Source organism: Brucella sp. NBRC 12950, assembly GCF_030268145.1.
GTDB lineage: Bacteria > Pseudomonadota > Alphaproteobacteria > Rhizobiales > Rhizobiaceae > Brucella.
In genome coordinates, this window is sequence record NZ_BSQC01000003.1 from 48,367 (window position 1) to 68,066 (window position 19,700).

A 19,700-nucleotide genomic window follows, 5' to 3' on the forward strand; every position below is an offset into this window, starting at 1 on the left:
CATATTTATTGTCATAAAAATGCAGTTAACTCCTTTGGATCAATTGCTAAGTCCCTGAAAACGTGTTTCACTTTCCGCCGTTGACATTTTGTGACATTGAGCAAACTGTCATCCAACCGTCATCTAGGACGGCTATCGGGAGTGCGCGAACACTGGAATCGACCGGGAGCGTTCGCCCGACTTTAACAGGGGAGTCAAACAATGCTTGGATTTACTGCGCGCCTGCTGTCGCTATCGACTGCAATCGCTGTTGGCGGGGTTTCTATTGCTGCTGCTGAACCATCAGCTGAGCTCATCGCTGCGGCAAAGGCCGAAGGCGAACTGACCACAATCGCGCTACCGCACGACTGGTGTGGCTACGGCGAAATCATCAAAAGCTTCAAAGACAAGTATGGCCTTAAGGTCAACGAACTGAACCCTGATGCTGGTTCGGGCGACGAAATTGAAGCTATCAAGGCAAACAAGGATAACAAGGGCCCACAGGCTCCTGACGTGATCGACGTTGGCTTTGCTTTCGGCACCACCGCCAAGAAAGACGGCCTGATCCAGCCTTACAAGGTCGCAACCTGGGACGAAATTCCAGACAGCGCCAAGGACCCTGAAGGTTACTGGTACGGCGACTATTACGGCGTTCTTGGTTTCGAAGTGAACAAAGACATCGTTAAAGACGTCCCACAGGATTGGGAAGACCTGCTCAAGAGCGATTACGCAAACTCGGTTGCTCTCGCTGGTGATCCACGCGTTTCCGCACAGGCAATCCTGGGGGTTCACGCTGCAGGCATCGCGCGCGGCGCGGAACCTGGTGCCGAAGCTGGCAAGAAGGGTCTTGAATTCTACAAGGAACTTAACGCCAACGGCAACTTCGTACCAGTCATCGGCAAGGCTGCTTCGCTGGCACAGGGATCGACCCCAATCGTTATTCGTTGGGATTATAACGCTCTCGCAGACCGTGATACCCTGAAGGGCAACCCGGAAATCGAAACCGTAATTCCAAAATCGGGCGTTGTTGCTGGCGTTTACGTTCAGGCGATCAGCGCTTACGCGCCGCATCCAAACGCTGCAAAGCTGTGGATGGAGCACCTGTATTCCGACGAAGGTCAGCTTGGCTATCTGAAGGGCTACTGCCACCCGATCCGCTTCAATGCAATGGCGAAGGCTGGCAAGATCCCACAGGAACTGCTCGACAAGCTTCCACCTGCAGAAGCCTATGAAAAGGCTATCTTCCCAACTCTTGAACAGATTGAAGCCGCTCAGGCAGAAATCACCAAGAACTGGGACAGCGTTGTTGGCGCAAACGTTCAGTAAGAGGATTTAGAGCGCTGTACGCCCTCTTGGACGCACAAAAATCGCTTTAACTCACCCTGTTATGGCATGCGACGACCAGAAATGGTCGTCGCATTGCTTCCTGAACTTTTAGATCCGGCAAACACTGTATTGAATCTGGACCGAAAGAGATCATTGTCTCTTTACTTCACGCATAATCACATCCGAAAAAGCGAACCGCTCTTCGGGATTATGCCTTAAAGAAAGAACGCATGAGTTCATCAGCCGAAACAACCGCACCGGTCAGCGGGGTGCGAAAGCGTCAGTTGCCGCTATCGTGGATTGGCGTCGCGCCTTTCTTCTTGTTTGCCATTCTGTTCCTGCTTTGGCCGACAATGTATCTCATCATCGGTGCGTTTCAGGACCCCGATGGCAATTTCACGCTTCAGAATGTCTATGATCTCTTCCAGCCTCAGATTATGAGTGCCTACTGGATTTCGATCAAAGTAAGCCTCGCATCAGCGCTCGGTGGCGCATTGATCGGCTTCTTTCTGGCCTGGGCTGTGGTGCTTGGCAATCTGCCACGCTGGCTGCGCCCAACAGTTCTGACCTTCTCGGGCGTTGCATCGAATTTCGCTGGCGTTCCGCTGGCCTTCGCGTTCCTCGCAACCCTTGGCCGTACCGGCTTCGTAACAATCCTGTTGCGTGAGTGGTTCGGTTTCAATCTGTACTCGACCGGCTTCAACCTTCTAAGCTTTTTCGGTCTGACCATCACCTATCTGTTCTTCCAGATTCCGCTGATGGTGCTCATTCTGACGCCCGCTCTGGACGGCCTGAAGAAAGAATGGCGTGAAGCCTCTTCGATCCTGGGCGCGACCAATCTTCAATATTGGCGCATGGTTGCGTTTCCGATTCTCTGGCCAAGCCTGCTCGGTACGACGTTGCTTCTGTTCGCAAACGCCTTTGGTGCAATTGCAACAGCCTACGCGCTCACCGGCTCGTCGCTCAACATCGTTCCGATCCTGCTCTATGCACAAATCAGAGGCGACGTTCTGCATAACCAGAATCTGGGCTACGCGTTGGCTCTCGGCATGATCGTTATCACCGGTCTTTCGAACCTGCTTTACATTTGGCTGCGTATGCGTGCCGAAAGGTGGCAGCGATGAAAAAGGGGTTCAATCTCCAAAAGATCGGTGCGTGGATTGCCTTCCTCATTGGAGCAATCTACTTCCTCGTTCCGCTGATCGGGACCTTTGAATTTTCGCTGCGCATGCGTCGTGGCGAATATTCCTTCGATGCCTATCGCGTGGTTTTCAGCGATCCTAATTTCCAGGCAACTTTCGGCTATTCAATCCTGCTTGGTATTCTCACGATCATTTTTGGTGTGCTGCTTGTTGTGCCAACTGCTTATTGGGTTCGTCTGCGTCTGCCGCATCTGCGTCCATTGATCGAGTTCATCACACTGATGCCGCTCGTCATTCCGGCAATTGTCATCGTGTTCGGCTATCTGCGCATCTATAACTCTTCGTCTTGGCTGCCATTTACCTCATCCACGCGCGCAACAGATCTGTTGCTGATGTTTGGTTATGTAACGCTGGCCCTGCCCTACATGTATCGCGCAGTCGACACTGCCATGCGCACAATTGATGTTCGCACACTGACCGAAGCAGCCCAGAGCCTTGGCGCTGGCTGGGGTCGGATCATGTTCAAGGTCATTTTTCCAAATGTTATCTCGGGTGTCATGAGTGGTGCATTCATCACTTTTGCTATCGTCATCGGTGAGTTCACGCTGGCATCCTTGCTCAACCGTCCTGCCTTTGGTCCTTATCTTCAGCTCGTCGGCGCAAATCGCGCTTATGAACCATCCGCGCTGGCGATTATCTCCTTCGGTATCACTTGGCTCAGCATTATTATGTTGCAGCTCGTTTCGCGCCTCAACAAATTCAAGACAACCGCCGGGTAACATTCATGGCTTTTCTTAATCTCAAGCACCTGAAAAAGAGCTTCGGCGCAACCACTGTCGTCCACGATTTCAATCTCGCTGTCGAAAAGGGAGAATTCGTTTCCTTCCTCGGCCCATCGGGATGCGGCAAGACCACTGTTCTGCGTATGATCGCAGGGTTTGAGAGTGCGGATCAGGGCGCAATCGAAATTGACGGCAAAGATGTTGTTGATCTCAAGCCAAACCAGCGCAATATCGGTATGGTCTTTCAGGCCTATGCGCTGTTTCCAAACATGACCGTTGCCCAGAACGTGGCATTCGGCCTGCGTGTTTCAGGCAAGTCGAAGGCTGAAATCGAGGCGACGGTCAAGGAAATGCTCAGCCTCATAAAGCTCGAGCATCTTGCCGATCGTTATCCTTATCAGATGTCCGGCGGCCAGCAGCAGCGTGTGGCCTTGGCACGTGCGCTTGCAACCAAGCCGCAGGTACTTCTGCTTGATGAACCGCTTTCAGCACTCGATGCAAAGATCCGTATCTCGCTCCGTCAAGAAATCCGTGCGATCCAGCAGAAATTGGGAATTACCACGGTGTTCGTAACACATGATCAGGAAGAAGCGCTTTCGATATCTGATCGTATCGTCGTCATGCATGAAGGCCGTGCTGATCAGATCGGCACACCATTCGATATTTATAATCGCCCTGCATCTCGTTTCGTTGCTTCCTTTGTCGGCACGCTTAACATGCTGGAGGCATCGGTCGCCGAACCAGGCCAGAACAGCATCGACCTTGACGGTCGCACTATCAAGGTAAATGAAGAACTCAGCCATCACCAGAAAGGCAAGGCGATCACACTCGCGCTACGTCCGGAGGCGGTCAGTATGGAAGCACGCAAAAGCCACGACACATCACTTGATGCGACCATCGAAGATGTGCACTTCCTCGGTTCGGTTATTCGTACGCGTGTGGCACTTGGCAAGAACCAGTTGTCCTTCGACACATTTAATGATCCCACCCAGCCACCACCACAGCGCGGTGATAAAGTGACAGTACATTTTGCATCGCACGATCTGCTCGTTCTAGCAGATTAAGCTATATAAGCTGAGAAAAAAGCCGCCCAAAAGGGCGGCTTTTTTGTGAACCTTGTATTCAAGGCAAGAGAATAATGGCACTTCAGCGTTTTTGGTCATTCAGGGCCATAACTTTAAGCTCTCTTTAAGCGCTTAGTTGACCCATGGACCATGGAAGTCACCGTCCTTGTCAATGCGCTTGAAGCCGTGCGAACCGAAGAAATCGCGCTGGCCCTGAATCACATTGGCCGTACCCTGCGACTGCGTAAAGCTGTCGAAGTAGCTCAATGCCGAACCAATTGCCGGAAGCGGCAGACCTGCAAGTGCTGCCTGTGCAACGATCTTGCGAAGACCCTTCGATGCCTTGCCCATGCGTTCAACAAAGGCAGGAACCAACAGGAGGTTCTCGATTTCCTGACCTTCAAAAGCCTGCGCAATATCGTCGAGGAACAGCGAACGGATGATGCAGCCTTCGCGCCAGATGCGGGCGGTGGTTGCAAGCGGGATGTTCCAGCCGTGCTCCTTGGATGCGGCCGCCAGAACTGCAAAACCTTGTGCATAGGCAACGATCTTGCCAGCCAGCAGACCCTGCTCAAGATCAGCAAGGAACTGCGCCTGATCAGCAATATCAAGCGTGCGTGGTGCAGGCTTATAGGCCTTTTCAGCGGCCTCACGCTCAGCTTTCAGCGACGAAATCGAGCGTGCGTCAACGGCTGCTTCAATGCCGGTTGCAGGAACGCCGAGCATCTGTGCTTCAATCGCCGACCAACGGCCAGTGCCCTTCTGTCCAGCTTGATCGAGGATCATATCGACCATCGCCTTGCCGGTTTCAGGGTCAGTTGCTTTCAGAACTTTTGCAGTGATTTCAATGAGGTAAGAATTGAGTGGGCCGGCGTTCCACTTTTCGAATACATCACCGATTGCTGGCGCCGAAAGGCCGAGTCCATCACGCAGTATGCCGTATATTTCGGCGATCATCTGCATATCAGCATATTCGATACCGTTGTGAATTGTCTTGACGAAATGGCCTGCACCATCCGGGCCAACTAGCGCACAGCAAGGCTCGCCCTTATATTTTGCAGCGGCAGCCAAAAGAATTGGCGCGATGCGATCATAGGCTTCCTGCGTGCCGCCAACCATCATCGATGGTCCGTTGCGGGCACCTTCTGCGCCACCCGATACACCCATGCCAACGAATGTAGGATCATTCGGGCCGAGCGCCTTTAGACGACGCATGGTGTCGCGATAGTCGGAGTTGCCTGCATCGATCATGATGTCGCCCTGCTCAAGATAAGCCTTGAGGCGGGTAGTTTCGGCGTCAACTGGTGCGCCAGCCTTGATCAAGAAGATGATTGGACGTGGCTTGCGGATACTGTCAGCCAGCTCTTCAAAAGTTGAGCAAGGGATAATCTTGTCACGCAACGCGCCAGCTTTTTCGATGAATGCCTGCAGCACGGGCTCGTCGCGGTCATAGACGGCTACCGTGTAGCCCTTCTCGGCGATGTTCAGCGCAAGGTTCGAACCCATAACGCCGAGGCCGACCATTCCGATATCTGCTTTTTCCATTTTTTGCCCTTTTGAAACACAGCCAACTGGCTTGTCATACAGAAATAGAGAGCCGACAGACTGGACTGTCTTAGCTGCTGCTGTCGCAGTATTTAGCGCCAGCGCGTACAGTCTGTATCCTATTGTGGGATGATCTAGGGCATATGACACAAATTTGATAGGCCTTTTTCCAGAATACTAACCGATTTAAATCCTCAGACACGCTCCAGTTTCACATGTGGCAGCGGTGGCAGTTCAATCTCGATATTATCACCAGCCTGCACATTTCCGCCCGCAATAACGATCGACATGACGCCTGCTTTACGCACCAGTTCGCCGTCTTCAGTTTTATCGAGGACAGCACCAAGAAGCCCCTTTTCAAAGCTTTCAATCTGCGAACATGGATTGCGCAGGCCGGTGAGTTCAAGAACAACATCGGACCCGATTTTGAGGATGGCCGACTTGGGCAGTGCGAGCAGGTCAATCCCGCGCGTGGTGATGTTTTCACCAAGCTGCGCGGGCGCAATGTCAAAGCCCTTCTCGGTGAGCTCATCGAAAAGCTCCGCCTGAATAAGATGGACCTGACGCAAGTTCGGCTGAGTCGGATCGACCTTTACGCGCGAACGATGTTTGACGGTAACACCCTTATGCGCGTCGCCTTCAACGCCCTGACCTGCAACAATGCTTATCTCTGAAACCAGCTGTTTCGAGAAACGATGCTCGGCGTCGCGCGCAACGGCTACAACTATTCCACCCATATTTTTACCTTGATCGCATGAAGAAGGACGCGGCAGGCAAAGCCGGTCGTAATCCCGCATATCATGCGATATACAACAGATGGATGACAAGGGTATCGCGAAGGGGGGTGGCGGGAAACCATGACGAGTAAGCAGCGCGACGGCAAGGATTTTCGCTGGGGCATCTGGGGTACAGGCACGATTGCCAGCGCCTTTGCAGCCGACATTCAGACAAGCGGCGACATGCGCGTGACTGCGGTCTGTTCGCGCTCGATGGAGAGTGCGACAAGCTTCAAAACCCGCATCGGCGCGGACAAAGCTTTTGATGATCCGGCAGCTTTTCTCAACACCGCTGAAATTGACGCCGTTTACATTGCCACACCCAGTGCAATGCATGTGCAGCAAACATTACAGGCAATCGCCGCAGGCAAAGCCTGTCTAACGGAAAAGCCGGTAACGCTCGATGCAGACGGCGCCAATCAGATTGCTTCCGCGAGCCGCGCGCATAATGTCTTTGCCATGGAAGCGATGTGGAGCCGGTTCCTTCCGGCGATTCATGCCACCCGTGAGCATATCAAAAGCGGTCGCATCGGGACGGTAAAGCGTATCGAAGCGGACCTCTCCTATTTCCGTGCGGAAGATCCGCAAAGCCGGTTTTTCAATCCGGCACTTGGCGGCGGTGCCGCCTTCGATCTAGGCGTCTATCCGGTTTCGCTTGCGCTGAGTTTTCTCGGCCTGCCCGACGCTGTTAGCGGACGTTGGACCAAGGCCAAAAGCGGCGTCGACATGCGAACGGAAATCACGCTGACATATGCAAATGCCACAGCTGAGCTCTCATGCGGCTTTGATCGGGATGGTCAGAACCAGATGCTGATTGAAGGTACAAACGGCGCGATCCTCATTCACGCACCGTTTCTGAAAGCACAGCGTCTGGCGATTTTTTCCCCGAATGTGCTGAATTCAGCCCTTGGTCCGAAAGGACCGGGTGGGTTGATTGGCAAGGTTTTGAACCGCCTGCCTTTGCCCGGCAGAACGGTTGAACACCACGCTTTTGCTGGAAACGGATTGCAGTTTCAGGCGCAAGCCGTGCGCGATGCCGTGACACGCGGCGAGATTTCAAGCCCGATCATGCCGCTTGAACACAGTGCTGCGGTGGCAGACATCGTCAACACTGTGCTTAGTATGCAACCTGATTAGAAGCTGCTCTGAACCTTATAGGGTGCAGCGTTTTCGCCAGCATTATTGAGCGCGAGGGCTACTTCGGTGATGTGCAGGGCCACCGCACCGGAGAAAAAGGCCATCTTACCGGTTTCAATGGCGCGCGCCTGATCAGCCACGCCACGCATAAAATCGATCTGCGATGGGAATGACGGCAGGCTTAGCGCATCGCCTTTTGGATAGGCGAGCTTGCTGCCAACAGCCGGTTTCCAAGGCAAAGTCTTGCCGAGCTTTGCTTCCACGCGACCAAAGACGCGCGACAGGATAGAACGCTTTCTGGTGGTCGATTCAAGCCGCACAGCAGAACGGTTGTCCCAAAGATCATCGACAGTGATGGAACCCTTGTCGGCCACGATTGTCAGGCTGCGATCCTTCGGCATTGCAAGGCCGGACGTCAGACGCGCAACAAGACCGGATTTGAAACGCAAGCAGCCGACGGAGAAATCCGGTGCCATGTGCAGATGCTCCGTTCCCGGCCCCTTGTTATGGAAGGTGATCGAGGAGAAGGCGGTCACACTTTCAACGGGGCCAAAAAGCGACACGAGCCAAGACAGTGCATAACCTGCATGTTCCAGTGTGCAACCAATCTCAAACTCATGCAGACCCGGCCAAGGCGCGCCCGATTGCGAGCGCCATGTCGCCCATTTATCGCGAAAAACCGGGCCGTCTTCCATTTCGGCATAGACCAGACGCGGCGTGCCGATCTCGCCCATGGATTGTGAGACCAATTTCTGCGCGTCACTGAGACCATTGGCCGGTGCGGCTGCCAGTGTCAGTCCGTTTGCGGCTGCAAACTCAACCAGCCCTTTGGCATCATTGAAATCCATCGCCAGCGGCTTTTCGGAATAGACATGCTTGCTCGCCTCAAGAGCCGCGCGTGAAATGGCATAATGACTTTCCGGCGTCGTCAGGTTGAGAACGATCTGCACGTCTTTATCGGCAAGAATTGCCTCAAAGCTTTCATAGGCACGCACCTTATAATGCGCTGCAAATACCTTGAGCCGTTCAGCCGAGCGATCAAAGGCACCGAGCAACCTCAATTGCGGATAATTGCGCAGCGTGGTCATGTAGTAATCGGCGACGAAGCCTGTGCCAATGATCGCAATATTCATGGATAACTCCGATTAGAGCATTTCCAGCAAAAGTGCGAAGCGGCTTTGCTTAGGATAATGCGTAAAAACAAAAAGATAGAGCGGTTCCTACTATTCTTTTTCAACAGGAACCGCTCTAGACAGACCGTTTTGGGATGGTGACTTTGGCCGTCATGCGCAGGCCAAAAATGGCAAAGATGAGCATGAGCCAGACCGGGTCCATGCGACGGAAGAAGAAGCTTTCCAGCATCGCGTTGAGCGTGCCGAAAAATACAAACATCAGGAAGAAATCTGCCAGCAACAGGTTTTCGCGTGTCGGCCTGCACCGCATGTAATTGACCAGCGGCATGATGATTATGACGAAAATTGCGCAGATCAGACCGATAAGCCCCATGGAAAGCGTGATGTCGAGATAGCCATTGTGGCCATGCACGATGCCACGCACATCCCAGTCGAGATAATAAGGATGGGCCGCTTCCTTGACTCGATCAGTGCCCCAGAAACTTTCATAGCCAAAGCCGATCCACGGGCGGCTGTGCAGCGCCTCGACGGCAAAAGCCCAGATTGATGTGCGCCCGGTAAAGGTTGGGTCAACGGAGAACTTCAGGACAATCTGGTGCAGCGGCTCGAACAGAACCGTGCCGATGGTGAACAGCGCAAATACCACCTGAATAGCAAGGATCATGAGCGGTGCCAGTCCACGAATACCGAACACGCCCGGACCAATGACCAGAAGCATGGCGAAGGGAACCAGAGCAACCGTGGTTTTTGAGCCGGTATGCGCCACGAAGAACAAAGCCAACAAAGCAATAATCGCACCGCTGACCCGCCAGCCGCGCCGCCACAAATAGATGCCTCCAAAAGCGAAGAGCGCCATGACTGGCCCGCCGATGTTCTTGTGTGTGAAAACACCACGCCAGAGAAACGAATTCTGTGGCTCGCTCACATCAACGCCATGTGTGCCAAGATTAGGCAGCAGCACGACACCGGCATAAGAAACGACAATAACGATGGAGGCTACTGTGAGCAGCATCACGGAATAACCGTCAGCATCTTGTGGCAGGGCGAGTACTGCAACAATTGCCAGAACACCGATCAGTGTCAGCATGACCCCGCGAATGGCAGTTCCCGGATCAGGACTTACGAAAGCGGATGCCAGCAACAAGCCAAACATGAGCAGCCAGCCAAGACTGACCAGCCGCATCAGTTTGCGCGGATCAGCAAACATGGCCAATGCAGCCAGTGCAATTGCGCCAACGAGACCAAAGCCCAGCTGATTGACGGTGTCGCCCGCTTGCGGCCCATCGGGTGCGACGGGCATGGAAAACGGGCGGAAAGAAATCAGCAGAATGCAGAAAATAACCGTCGCGGTGACGAGCGCAATCTGGCGCATCGTCACCCGCATCGGATCGGACGAACCTGAACTAGTTCTTGTCCGGGTTGCGATACTGCTCATTCAGATATCCAAAATGGGCCATCACTCGGCCCAGACCGATATGGATGAAGTAGGTGCCGACAGGTGCAAAGCCAGCAGCAACACCTCTTCTGACTGCCTTGATCGGCGAGTAAGCCAGCAGAGCAAGGCTCTTCAGGAACACGCGCACCTGACCGAAAGGCTCATCCTTGCGCTTGCGCTGTTCGATCAAAGTTGAAAGTACGCCATTTCGCAGACCGCGAGATCTGATCCAGTCATTCTCCAGGCGGCGTGCAGGAATAGTTTCGCGCACAATGCCTTCCGCACACCAGGCAACTTTAAAGCCCTTGGCGATTGAGCGGGACAGGAAGTCGGAATCGCCGCCGCCTGTGAAGTTGAACTTGAGATCCATAAACGGATAGCTATGGGCCTCAAGAACTGCGCGTGCGATCAGCAGATTGCCCGAGGAGTAGATGATCGGAACCGGACCTGTCTTGGTATAGTGCGGCAGGAAGACCGGGTGCTTTGCCCACTGTTCCGAATTTGGCTTTTCAAAAATCGGAAACTGTGGACCACCAACGAGGCTAACGTCGTAACGCTCAGCGGTTGCAACCATGTTTTCGATCCAATCCGGATCGGCCAACTCATCGTCATCAATGACGATGACATATTTGAAGTTCGGGAAAAATTTGGTCGCTGTCAACCAACCAGCATTATAGGCATTGCAGTTGCCGCGGTGGGATTCACCGATCAGCATACCACGATATTTGCCGGCTTCGAAAAGCGGAGCGGCAACGGTTGCGCCTTCCTTCTTTTCGGTTTCGTTCTCGATCACGACAACCGCCCATTTGCGCTTGGTTGTCTGCGCATTCAGCGTGTCGAGCGTGCGTATCAGGTGCTCTGGCCGCTTGAATGTCGGGAGCGAAACGACGATGTCGATCTCGTCATAGGGAAGACCAGGCGTTTTAGCGATTACTTCAATATGATCCGGTAAATCTGGCATCACAGCATCCGATTATTTCTAGGATTTTGGTTTTTATGTTTATCTTTCCACTATTGATAAACGCTTAAAGAAAAGTTCACCGCATAGCTGTAGACACTAGCTTCAATAAACATTCATTAAGAGCCGTCAGGAGTTGAATTGCAACCGTTTCGTCTTGTCTTTGTGACATCGCTTGTTCCACATGCAGTCGCCTCAACAGGTTATGAAGTCGCAAATGCCGCGGTTATTGATGGGCTTCGCCGTGCTGGCGCGCATGTGACCGTTCTGGGCTTTACATGGCCGGGCCACAAGGCTGCGGAAGACAAGGACACAATTGTACTTGGCGAAGTCGAAGTCCGCACTGAAGGTGCGGGCATCAAGCGCAAGATCGGATGGGTGCTCAAATCTTTCATGACCGGCCTCACAGTTTCCTCGGCAAAGTTACGGGTGATCCCGGCAATCGAATTGCACAATGCGATCACCGAACTTGGTGAATTCGATGCTTACGTGCTCAATGGCGTTACTCTACCAGGCGCATTTGAAGGAATTTTTAAGGACAAGCCGTCGCTTTTCGTTGCCCACAACGTCGAGTATCGCTCGGCAGAGGAAAACGCGGCCGATGCCAAAGGTAAGGTCCAGAAATTCCTGTTTGGCCGAGAGGCGCGCATTCTCAAAAAATTAGAAAACCGGCTTTGCAAACAGGCCAGCTTTGTCTTCACTTTTGCGGAAGATGACGGCCCGGCGCTGGGCCTCAACAACGACAAGTTTGCAACCCTGCCCCTCGTAATGCCGGGCAATAGCCAGACCGTAAAGCCAGAAGCAGCCAAATATGATCTCACGCTGATCGGAACATGGACATGGCATCCGAACCGCATTGGCCTTGAATGGTTCCTGCGGGAAGTAAAGCCTCTTCTGCCAAAGGATGTCTCAATCGCCATCGCCGGAAACACGCCGGCTGATCTGATTGCAGCATGGCCGGGCGTGAATTTTCTCGGCAAAGTGCCGGATGCCACAGCCTTTGTCGAAAGCGGCAAGCTGATACCGCTTATCAGCCGTGCTGGCACAGGCGTACAGCTTAAAACCATAGAGACATTCGAGTTGGGCAAGCCAAGTGTCGCGACCGCGCATTCTGTTCGCGGCATTGGCAATATTCCAGCGAACTGCACAATCGCCGACAAGCCTGCAGAATTTGCCGCAGCCATCGTGGAACGCCTCAAAGCGATCAACGAAGGTGACGATCAAAGACTTGATGGCAAAGCCTTCAAACAGGCACAAATCGCAGGCATGGACAGTGCTATCGCCCGAGGCTTAAAGAACCTTCAGGACGTCACAGGAAAAGCAGACTGAATATGACGAATAGTTCATCCGAAAAACTCGAATATCGAAATATTCTCGGCATCAAAGTTGTCTGTTTCGACTGGGACAGTTCATTCGCTTATTTTGAGAAGCGGATCGAAAACCGTGAATTCATGAAGCAGGGCTGGTTGAATGCCAACAATGCCAATATTGCGCATGAAGACCCGGCCTATATGGCAGCGCTTAAAGATTATCTGATCCTGCCTGATGGTATTGGCGTCGATATCGCAAGCAAGGTCGCCTACGGTGAAAAATTCCCGGCCAATCTCAACGGTACGGACTTCATTCCCGGCCTCATGCAGCATATCAAGCGCCCGATGAAAGTGGCACTTCTGGGTGGCGGTCCCGGCGTTGCTGCAGATGCGGCACATTTGTTCAAGAAGCAAATCCCGCAGCACGACTTCCGCGTAATCTCGGACGGCTATTTCAAGCCCGCCGATATCGACGGCATTCTCACCCAGCTTAAAGTGTATCACCCGGATATTCTGCTGGTCGCCATGGGCGTTCCCCGGCAGGAAATGTTCATCGACAAGCATATCACGGCAGAACATTGCACCATTGCGAGTGCTGTGGGTGCCTTGTTCGACCTGCATACGGGCCGCGTACAGCGTGCGCCCCATTGGGTCCGCACAGTCAAGATGGAGTGGGTGCATCGTCTGCTGCAGGAACCACGCCGTCTTGCGAAACGCTACCTCGTTGGCAATCCGGTTTTCCTCTGGCGCGTGGCGAAGGAAAAGCTCTCAGGGGGTAAGCCTTGAAGACAGCAATTGTTACCGCCAGCTGGGATCAGGACTTTGAGCGCTGCAAGCTCTTATGCGAAACCATGGACAAGCATGTCACCGGTTTCACCAAGCATTACATTCTTGTCGACAGCAAGGATGTAGCCCTCTTCCGGCAGATTGAGAGTGCAAACCGCATCGTTATCGACGAGCGCGATTTGCTGCCTTCATGGATTCGCCCATTTCCCGATCCCACCTATCTCGGTCGCCGTCGTGTCTGGCTTTCTTTCAAAACCAAGCCGTTGCGCGGCTGGCATGTGCAGCAGTTGCGCCGCATTGCGCTGGCCAGCAAGGTGGAAGAAGACGGTCTTCTCTATACCGATTCAGACACTGCTTTTGTAAAGCCCTTTGATTGCAGCACACTCTGGCAGAGCGATAAGTTGCGCCTGTTCTATCGGCCCAATGCACTTGCCAATCCCGAATGGCCGGAGCATCCGGTCTGGGCGGAAAATGCCGGGAAATTACTTGGCGTCAAAAACGGCAAAAGCGCACTGAATGATTATATCGGCCAGCTTGTTTCCTGGCGCAGAGATTCAGTCGTCTGCATGTGCGAGCGGATCGAAAAGCACACCGGTCAGCATTGGGTTGCCGCAATCGGCAATGTTCGTCGCTTCTCGGAGTGTTTCATCTACGGCCATTATGTCGATGATGTTCTGGAAGGCGCAGACCACTTCCACGATACCCACGATCTCTGTCGTATGCAGTGGTTTGCACCACCGCCGAGCGAAGAAGAGTTCCGCACCTTCATTGCCGAGATGGAACCGCATCAGGTTGCCATTGGTATGCAGTCATTCCTGAGCCTGTCAGTGAATGACATTCGCCGGATCATCGGCGCGTGATCTATTGAATTCAGAAGAGTAAAGCCCGGAGCACCAAACTCCGGGCTTTTTTATACCCGCTTTGCAGGCAGTCTCATGCTCGTATAGGTGAATACCAGCGAGAGGATGTAGATGCCGGCAAAGACGAAGTTAAGCCCGGCAATCCAGTCGTTGTTGTCGCCGTGATAAAGCAGCAGCAGCCAGACGAACAAAGCCTTGGCCGCAGTCATCAGCACCATGCTTATAGTGCGCAGGCCAGACTGACCGCGCGCATAAAGAATTTCTGTCTGATACTCGATGAGATTGCGGAACCCCGGCACGAGCAGGACCAGCGGCAGAAGACCGACAATCGGCGCCACACTTGCACCAAGTGCTGTCGGGAAGAACTGCAGGAAGATCACCATTGCGCCAAGACCTGCAACCGACACGGCAAAAACCGCAAGTTCCAGCCCGGCCCTGATGCGCAGCGACGCCAGCATATTCGGATTGCGCATGAGCTTTTGCACCAGCATCATATTAAACGAACGGATCGGCAGTGCCGTCAGGTCCACAAGGCGCATGATGATCGCATAGATACCCGCCGTGGTCGGCCCGCCAATGCTCAGAACCAGAAGCTTGTCGAGTTCGCTCTGGATATAGAACAACAATTCCGCCCCCATCACGGCGATGGAATCGGAAACGCGTCTTAAATAAAGGCGCGGCTCAAAACGCAGTTTCACTTTCGGATAAAAGCGCAACGCGACAAGCAATGCTACAGCATTGGCAGCCAGATACCACCATGCCCAATGGGCGACATCATGGTGAGCTGCCAGAAACATGAACAGCACGGCAGCAATGGCACGCGTGGTTGTGCCAAAAATCACCAGAAGCGCTGAGATGCCGAAGCGGCGCAGACCATTATTGACGATGATGATCATTTCGGTTGAGCGCCACAACAGTGCTTCGGCAACCACCACCACAGCAAAGGGCAGGAATGAAATATCGCGGCTGAAGAAGATGAAATAGACGATCCAGGAACTAAGCGCGAAAAGCGGCAGCGACAACAGCACCGCCACCAGATAGCCCGCGGTATAGGTTCCCAGCAGCAAAGGCTTGACGGTCGAGATGCGATAAAGCGGCGAGCTGAACCCAAGCGAGACCAGACGCGAAAGCACCACACCTGTTCCAGATGCAGTGGCAAAAATACCGAAATCACCTGTCGGCAAGGTGTTTGCAAGTGCAATGAAATAAAGAAGCGAAACCACCAGCCGTCCGGCGGAACCCGAAAACAGCGAGAAATAATCCCGCACCATGCCGCCTCTGCTACCCAATAATTTCTGGACTGCTTTCGCGATCACCCAAGGGCCTCGTCTTTATATTACCTGTTGCTTGTTTACTCGTACATGCCGACCGTAAATCGATACTTAGCGAAAAAGACTTAATTAAAAAGCACTAACGCGAATATCGCGATGCAAATTAACCATTTGTTCTCCATAAAAAACCTATAGTCCGATGCGAGTAAGCGGTATTTCGGGGTACGGACATCTTTGACGATGAGCGGTGACGACAAGCGCAACAAAGGAAGAGAAGAAAAGCCTCTTCTGGCATTTTCAGACGCGCCCGAGACGAGCCGCGAAGAATCTGACGCGTCCAAAAACGAATCTCAGACCATTGCGCCGCCATGGACACCCCCTGCAACGCCTGAAGAACGGGCAGAGCTTTTCCGCTCCCAGCAGGCAAATAAAGCAGCAGAAGAGAAAGAAGTTTCCGAGCTTCGCAGTCGCATGGCCGCGATCAAGGCCGAGCTTGAGCGCAAGATTGCCGAGCGTGAAGCGCGTGAAAAGGCACCGAATGATGCGCTGCCACAGCCTTCCGAACCAGTACAGGAAGCAGCCGCTCTGCCTGCCCGACGTGATGCACCGGACAATGAATGGAAACCGCTGATCGATCCGCGTGTTGCGATCGAAGTGGTGAAGGGTTCTCGTCGCTTGCTACTGGCCACGACCTTGCTCGGCGGCATAGTGGCTACGCTTTATGCGCTGACCATTCCGCAGATGTTTGTGGCCTCCACCGATATTCTCGTCGATCCGCGTAATGTGCGGTCTGTTGGCACCGAGCTCACCCCGGGACAATTACCGACCGACGCCTCTTTGGCCATCGCTGAAAGTCAGGCACGCCTGCTCGATTCGAGCAGCGTGCTTCTCAAAGTTATTGATAAAGCAGATCTCACCAAAGACCCCGAGTTTAACGGTAGTTTTGTGCCTACGGGTGTCGCCGGTTTCTTCGCGCAGCTGAAAACCATGTTCCGGCCGAAAACGGCCAGTGACGGTCAGGCGCTTGAAACCCGCGTTCTCTACAATCTCTATGATAGTCTGACCATCGGTCGAGATGCCAAGACCTTCATCTATTCGATTTCGGTCAAGACGCGAAATGCTGAGAAATCGGCTGATATCGCCAATCTTATTGGTTCCGTTTTCCAAACAGAGCTTGATTCGCTTCAGTCAGATGTGGCGCGCCGCAATGCAGACGAACTTTCAAAGCGTCTCGCCGATATGCGGGGCAATGTCGAGAATGCGGAGAAGGCAGCTGCAGATTATCGCGCCTCACGCGATCTGGTTGATGTCGATGGCAAGCTTATCAGTGACAATGATCTGTCGCGCCTCAACGACCAGCTGACCAATCAGCGCGCGGAAACCATGCGGCTTCAGGCGCGGGTACAGGTGCTTAGCGATGCCAATACCGGCAGCGTTATCTCCGGCACCCTGCCGGAAGATTTGCGTTCCAACACGCTGACAGCCTTGCGCGCGCAGTATGCGCTGGCGAGCCAGAACGCCAATGGTGCGTCCACCCAGCTTGGGCCCCGCCATCCGCAATTCATTCAGCTTCAATCGCAGAAGCAGACTGTTCTCAATGATATTGATGCGGAACTGCGCCGCATTCGCGCTTCACTGCAGGTCGAAGTTGCGCGTTCCGTGCAGCAAGAGAAAGACCTGAGCGCCCGTCTTGCGCAGCTCAAGTCACAGCAGGCCAACAGCAACAATGATCGCGTGAAGCTGCGCGAGCTGGAGCGCGAAGCAACGACCTTGCGTTCAGTCTATGAAGCATTCCTCCTTCGCTCGCGTGAAACGAGTGAACAGGAAGGCATCACGACCACCAATGTTCGTGTGATTTCGGAAGCACGTCCGCCGCTTGATCCGGCCGGATCAACGCGCAAGCTGATTGTAATTGCAGGGCTGATTGCGGGCTTTATTCTGGGTCTGGCAATAACAGCCGTCCGCAACTTCGGACGGCTGGTGCGTATCAGTTAAGATCGCGACATCTTGCGTCCGCTGGCACGCAGAATTCCCTGCGCGCCATCGAGATGACCGACCTTTAGCTCCAGCGCCAGAAACCGACGCTTTTCAAACGGGCCGGGCATGGCAAGTTCGCCGGTCTTCTCGGCAGTAAAGCCGAAACGGCTGTAATATTCCGGATCACCGACCAGCAGAATAGCGCCATGACCAAGGCGCTTTGCCTCGGCAATTGCGTACTGCATCAAGGCCGAACCGATACCGCGACCGGCAGTCGATGGGTCGACTGCAAGCGGGCCGAGCAACAGAGCTGAAACAGGAAAGCCGAACGCATCCAGACCGGCATGGACGTTCCACAACCGAACAGTTCCCGCCAGCATTCCATGGTCATCAATCGCCGAAAAAGCCAGACCTTCCGCGGGCAGACGACCACGGCGCAGTTTTTCCGACGATTTCCTACGACGGCCTTCGCCCATCGCGCGATCAAGCAGAGCTTCGCGCGCAATGATGTGTTCCACTGCTTCGCCCGCGATGGTGAAAGCAGGCACAAAAAGCGGCGAAAGACCGGCTACGGTATGTTCCTGAATTTCCAGATTTGCGTTCATGACATCGCACCCTAAAAATGGGCAGCCGCACATCCTGCCCAGCACTTTTCAGCACTGGGCAGATTGAGAGGATCGGTCGGAAAGAACCCGACCGGTTAGATGACGTAGGATCGGAGCGGTTCGAAGCCGTTGAACGCCACCGCCGAATAGGTGGTGGTGTAGGCGCCTGTGCCTTCGATGAGAACTTCATCACCGATGGTAAGCGAAACCGGCAGCGGATACGGTGTCTTTTCATAAAGAACATCCGCACTGTCGCAGGTTGGGCCAGCCAGCACGCAAGGTTCGGTTTCGCCACCATCATGTGGAGTCACGATCTGGTAGCGGATCGCCTCGTCCATGGTTTCGGCCAGACCGCCGAATTTGCCGATGTCGAGATAGACCCAACGAACATTGTCGTTGTCCGACTTGCGCGAAACCAGAACCACTTCGGTCTTGATCACGCCTGCATTGCCAACCATGCCGCGGCCCGGTTCAATAATGGTTTCCGGAATGCGGTTGCCGAAATGCTTCGACAGTGCATCGAAGATCGCCATGCCGTAAGCCTGTGCGGTCGGTACGTCCTTGAGGTAGCGGGTTGGGAAACCGCCGCCCATGTTGACCATGCGAAGGACGATGCCTTCATCAGCCAGCGTGCGGAATACCGATGCAGCATCGCTAAGAGCGCGATCCCATGCGGTTAGGTCCGTCTGCTGCGAGCCGACGTGGAACGACACACCGTAGGAGTCGAGGCCGAGCGACTTTGCATGACGCAGCACGTCGATAGCCATGGCAGGCACGCAACCGAACTTGCGCGACAGGGGCCATTCAGCGCCTTCACCATCCGTGAGAACGCGGCAGAACACACGGCTGCCGGGAGCTGCGCGCGCAACCTTTTCGACTTCTTCAACGCAATCAACGGCAAAGAGGCGGATGCCCAGCTCGAAAGCGCGCGCAACATCGCGCTCCTTCTTGATGGTGTTGCCATAAGAGATGCGGTTTGGCGTTGCGCCGGCTTCCAGTGCCATTTCGATTTCGGCAACGGATGCCGTATCGAAGCACGAGCCAAGTGATGCAAGAAGACGCAGGACTTCAGGTGCAGGATTTGCCTTCACAGCATAGAAAATGCGCGAGTAAGGCAATGCCTTTTCAAAATTCTGATAGTTTTCGCGCACGACGTCAGTGTCCACGACGAGGCAAGGGCCATCTGGGCGGCGGGTGTTGAGGAAGTCAATAATACGCTGAGTTGCCATGGTCGTTCTCCCGCGCGGCTTGATTGGCCGCATCTAGAGCGCAACCCTTTTCGGAATTGCGCAGAAAAAACACTTAGGGAATCAGACCGGGTCCCCCATGGACCCGAAAATTCTCTAAGAGACAAAGTAAGCATAAGCGCATCCGCGGTGAGGCCAGCCTTTGGAGGTGCTGAGGTCACGCGAAAACTCATGCGGCGATGGAACAACGCTAAACCCGCGTTACTCCGCTTTGTCTGCCTTGGATTGGAATTGGAGAACCGCATCCGCACTTCTGGCAATGAAGGTGTGCCTCTTCAGTAATTCCGGCTTTTGGACAGCCGAAAGACACTAGAAAGGCCCGCACCGTCGTTGCTTCAAGATGTCCTTGATCTGGCGGTTGGCCTAC

The 19,700-nt window shown here is 53.9% G+C and carries 17 protein-coding genes; 9 read left to right on the plus strand and 8 right to left on the minus strand.

Translation table 11 applies throughout. The features are described 5' to 3' along the window. Positions 1–201: 201 nt before the first annotated feature. The 4 genes from QSJ70_RS05775 to QSJ70_RS05790 all read left to right on the plus strand — a co-directional run bounded on the left by QSJ70_RS05775 (position 202) and on the right by QSJ70_RS05790 (position 4,293). Positions 202–1,305, plus strand: coding sequence for an ABC transporter substrate-binding protein (locus QSJ70_RS05775; protein ID WP_215778242.1), 1,104 nt, complete (start codon positions 202–204; stop codon positions 1,303–1,305). Positions 1,306–1,535: 230 nt separating this feature from the next. Next, a complete protein-coding gene (locus QSJ70_RS05780) occupies positions 1,536–2,429 on the plus strand; it encodes an ABC transporter permease (protein WP_079213902.1) in 894 nt (297 codons plus the stop codon). Continuing rightward, positions 2,426–3,226: an ABC transporter permease gene (locus tag QSJ70_RS05785; RefSeq protein WP_215778240.1), complete on the plus strand. Its 801-nt coding sequence runs from the start codon at positions 2,426–2,428 to the stop codon at positions 3,224–3,226. Before QSJ70_RS05780 ends, QSJ70_RS05785 begins: the two co-directional genes overlap by 4 nt. A gap of 5 nt (positions 3,227–3,231) precedes the next feature. After that, a complete protein-coding gene (locus QSJ70_RS05790; RefSeq protein ID WP_215778239.1) occupies positions 3,232–4,293 on the plus strand; it encodes an ABC transporter ATP-binding protein in 1,062 nt (353 codons plus the stop codon). Positions 4,294–4,425: 132 nt separating this feature from the next. On the opposite strand, the gene gnd is transcribed toward QSJ70_RS05790, so the two are convergent. Together gnd and QSJ70_RS05800 are read right to left on the minus strand one after the other, a co-directional pair. After that, positions 4,426–5,838, minus strand: coding sequence for an NADP-dependent phosphogluconate dehydrogenase (gene gnd / locus QSJ70_RS05795; protein WP_215778237.1), 1,413 nt, complete (start codon positions 5,836–5,838; stop codon positions 4,426–4,428). 194 nt (positions 5,839–6,032) lie between these two features. Continuing rightward, positions 6,033–6,575 (minus strand): MOSC domain-containing protein, encoded by a 543-nt coding sequence (locus tag QSJ70_RS05800; protein WP_007877093.1) that lies wholly within the window; start codon positions 6,573–6,575, stop codon positions 6,033–6,035. Positions 6,576–6,695: 120 nt separating this feature from the next. Between QSJ70_RS05800 and QSJ70_RS05805 the strand changes: the two genes are divergently transcribed. Continuing rightward, positions 6,696–7,751, plus strand: a complete 1,056-nt coding sequence (locus tag QSJ70_RS05805) for a Gfo/Idh/MocA family protein (RefSeq protein ID WP_215778235.1) — start codon at positions 6,696–6,698, stop codon at positions 7,749–7,751. Here the strand turns inward: QSJ70_RS05805 and QSJ70_RS05810 are convergent. The 3 genes from QSJ70_RS05810 to QSJ70_RS05820 form a co-directional block, all read right to left on the minus strand. Then, entirely contained in the window at positions 7,748–8,884 is a 1,137-nt protein-coding gene (locus tag QSJ70_RS05810) for a Gfo/Idh/MocA family protein (RefSeq protein ID WP_215778234.1), read from the minus strand. The two genes, QSJ70_RS05805 and QSJ70_RS05810, sit on opposite strands and share 4 nt — an antisense overlap. Before the next feature lie 115 nt (positions 8,885–8,999). Further along, complete coding sequence (locus tag QSJ70_RS05815) at positions 9,000–10,319, minus strand: O-antigen ligase family protein (RefSeq protein ID WP_285535122.1); 1,320 nt, start codon at positions 10,317–10,319, stop codon at positions 9,000–9,002. Next, entirely contained in the window at positions 10,288–11,280 is a 993-nt protein-coding gene (locus tag QSJ70_RS05820) for a glycosyltransferase family 2 protein (protein ID WP_007877100.1), read from the minus strand. Before QSJ70_RS05820 ends, QSJ70_RS05815 begins: the two co-directional genes overlap by 32 nt. A 138-nt stretch (positions 11,281–11,418) precedes the next feature. Between QSJ70_RS05820 and QSJ70_RS05825 the strand changes: the two genes are divergently transcribed. The 3 genes from QSJ70_RS05825 to QSJ70_RS05835 are packed head-to-tail and all read left to right on the plus strand — an operon-like array spanning position 11,419 to position 14,233. Continuing rightward, positions 11,419–12,606 carry a glycosyltransferase gene (locus QSJ70_RS05825; protein WP_215778231.1) on the plus strand — a complete coding sequence of 396 codons (1,188 nt, stop codon included), beginning with the start codon at positions 11,419–11,421 and terminating at the stop codon, positions 12,604–12,606. A gap of 2 nt (positions 12,607–12,608) precedes the next feature. Further along, positions 12,609–13,373 carry a WecB/TagA/CpsF family glycosyltransferase gene (locus QSJ70_RS05830; RefSeq protein WP_285535123.1) on the plus strand — a complete coding sequence of 255 codons (765 nt, stop codon included), beginning with the start codon at positions 12,609–12,611 and terminating at the stop codon, positions 13,371–13,373. Further along, entirely contained in the window at positions 13,370–14,233 is an 864-nt protein-coding gene (locus QSJ70_RS05835) for a DUF6492 family protein (protein WP_285535124.1), read from the plus strand. The genes QSJ70_RS05830 and QSJ70_RS05835 overlap by 4 nt, the downstream gene beginning before the upstream one ends. Before the next feature lie 50 nt (positions 14,234–14,283). Here QSJ70_RS05835 and QSJ70_RS05840 read toward each other — a convergent pair whose 3' ends face one another. Continuing rightward, entirely contained in the window at positions 14,284–15,549 is a 1,266-nt protein-coding gene (locus QSJ70_RS05840; RefSeq protein WP_285535125.1) for a lipopolysaccharide biosynthesis protein, read from the minus strand. A gap of 195 nt (positions 15,550–15,744) precedes the next feature. Between QSJ70_RS05840 and QSJ70_RS05845 the strand changes: the two genes are divergently transcribed. Beyond that, positions 15,745–17,499, plus strand: a complete 1,755-nt coding sequence (locus QSJ70_RS05845; protein WP_215778225.1) for a GumC family protein — start codon at positions 15,745–15,747, stop codon at positions 17,497–17,499. Here the strand turns inward: QSJ70_RS05845 and QSJ70_RS05850 are convergent. Next, the gene (locus tag QSJ70_RS05850; protein WP_285535126.1) at positions 17,496–18,086 is read right to left on the minus strand and encodes a GNAT family N-acetyltransferase; all 591 of its coding nucleotides are present in this window, start codon (positions 18,084–18,086) and stop codon (positions 17,496–17,498) included. The two genes, QSJ70_RS05845 and QSJ70_RS05850, sit on opposite strands and share 4 nt — an antisense overlap. Before the next feature lie 95 nt (positions 18,087–18,181). After that, positions 18,182–19,315, minus strand: coding sequence for an ornithine/lysine decarboxylase (gene odc2 / locus QSJ70_RS05855; protein WP_007877108.1), 1,134 nt, complete (start codon positions 19,313–19,315; stop codon positions 18,182–18,184). Between the last annotated feature and the right edge of the window lie 385 nt (positions 19,316–19,700).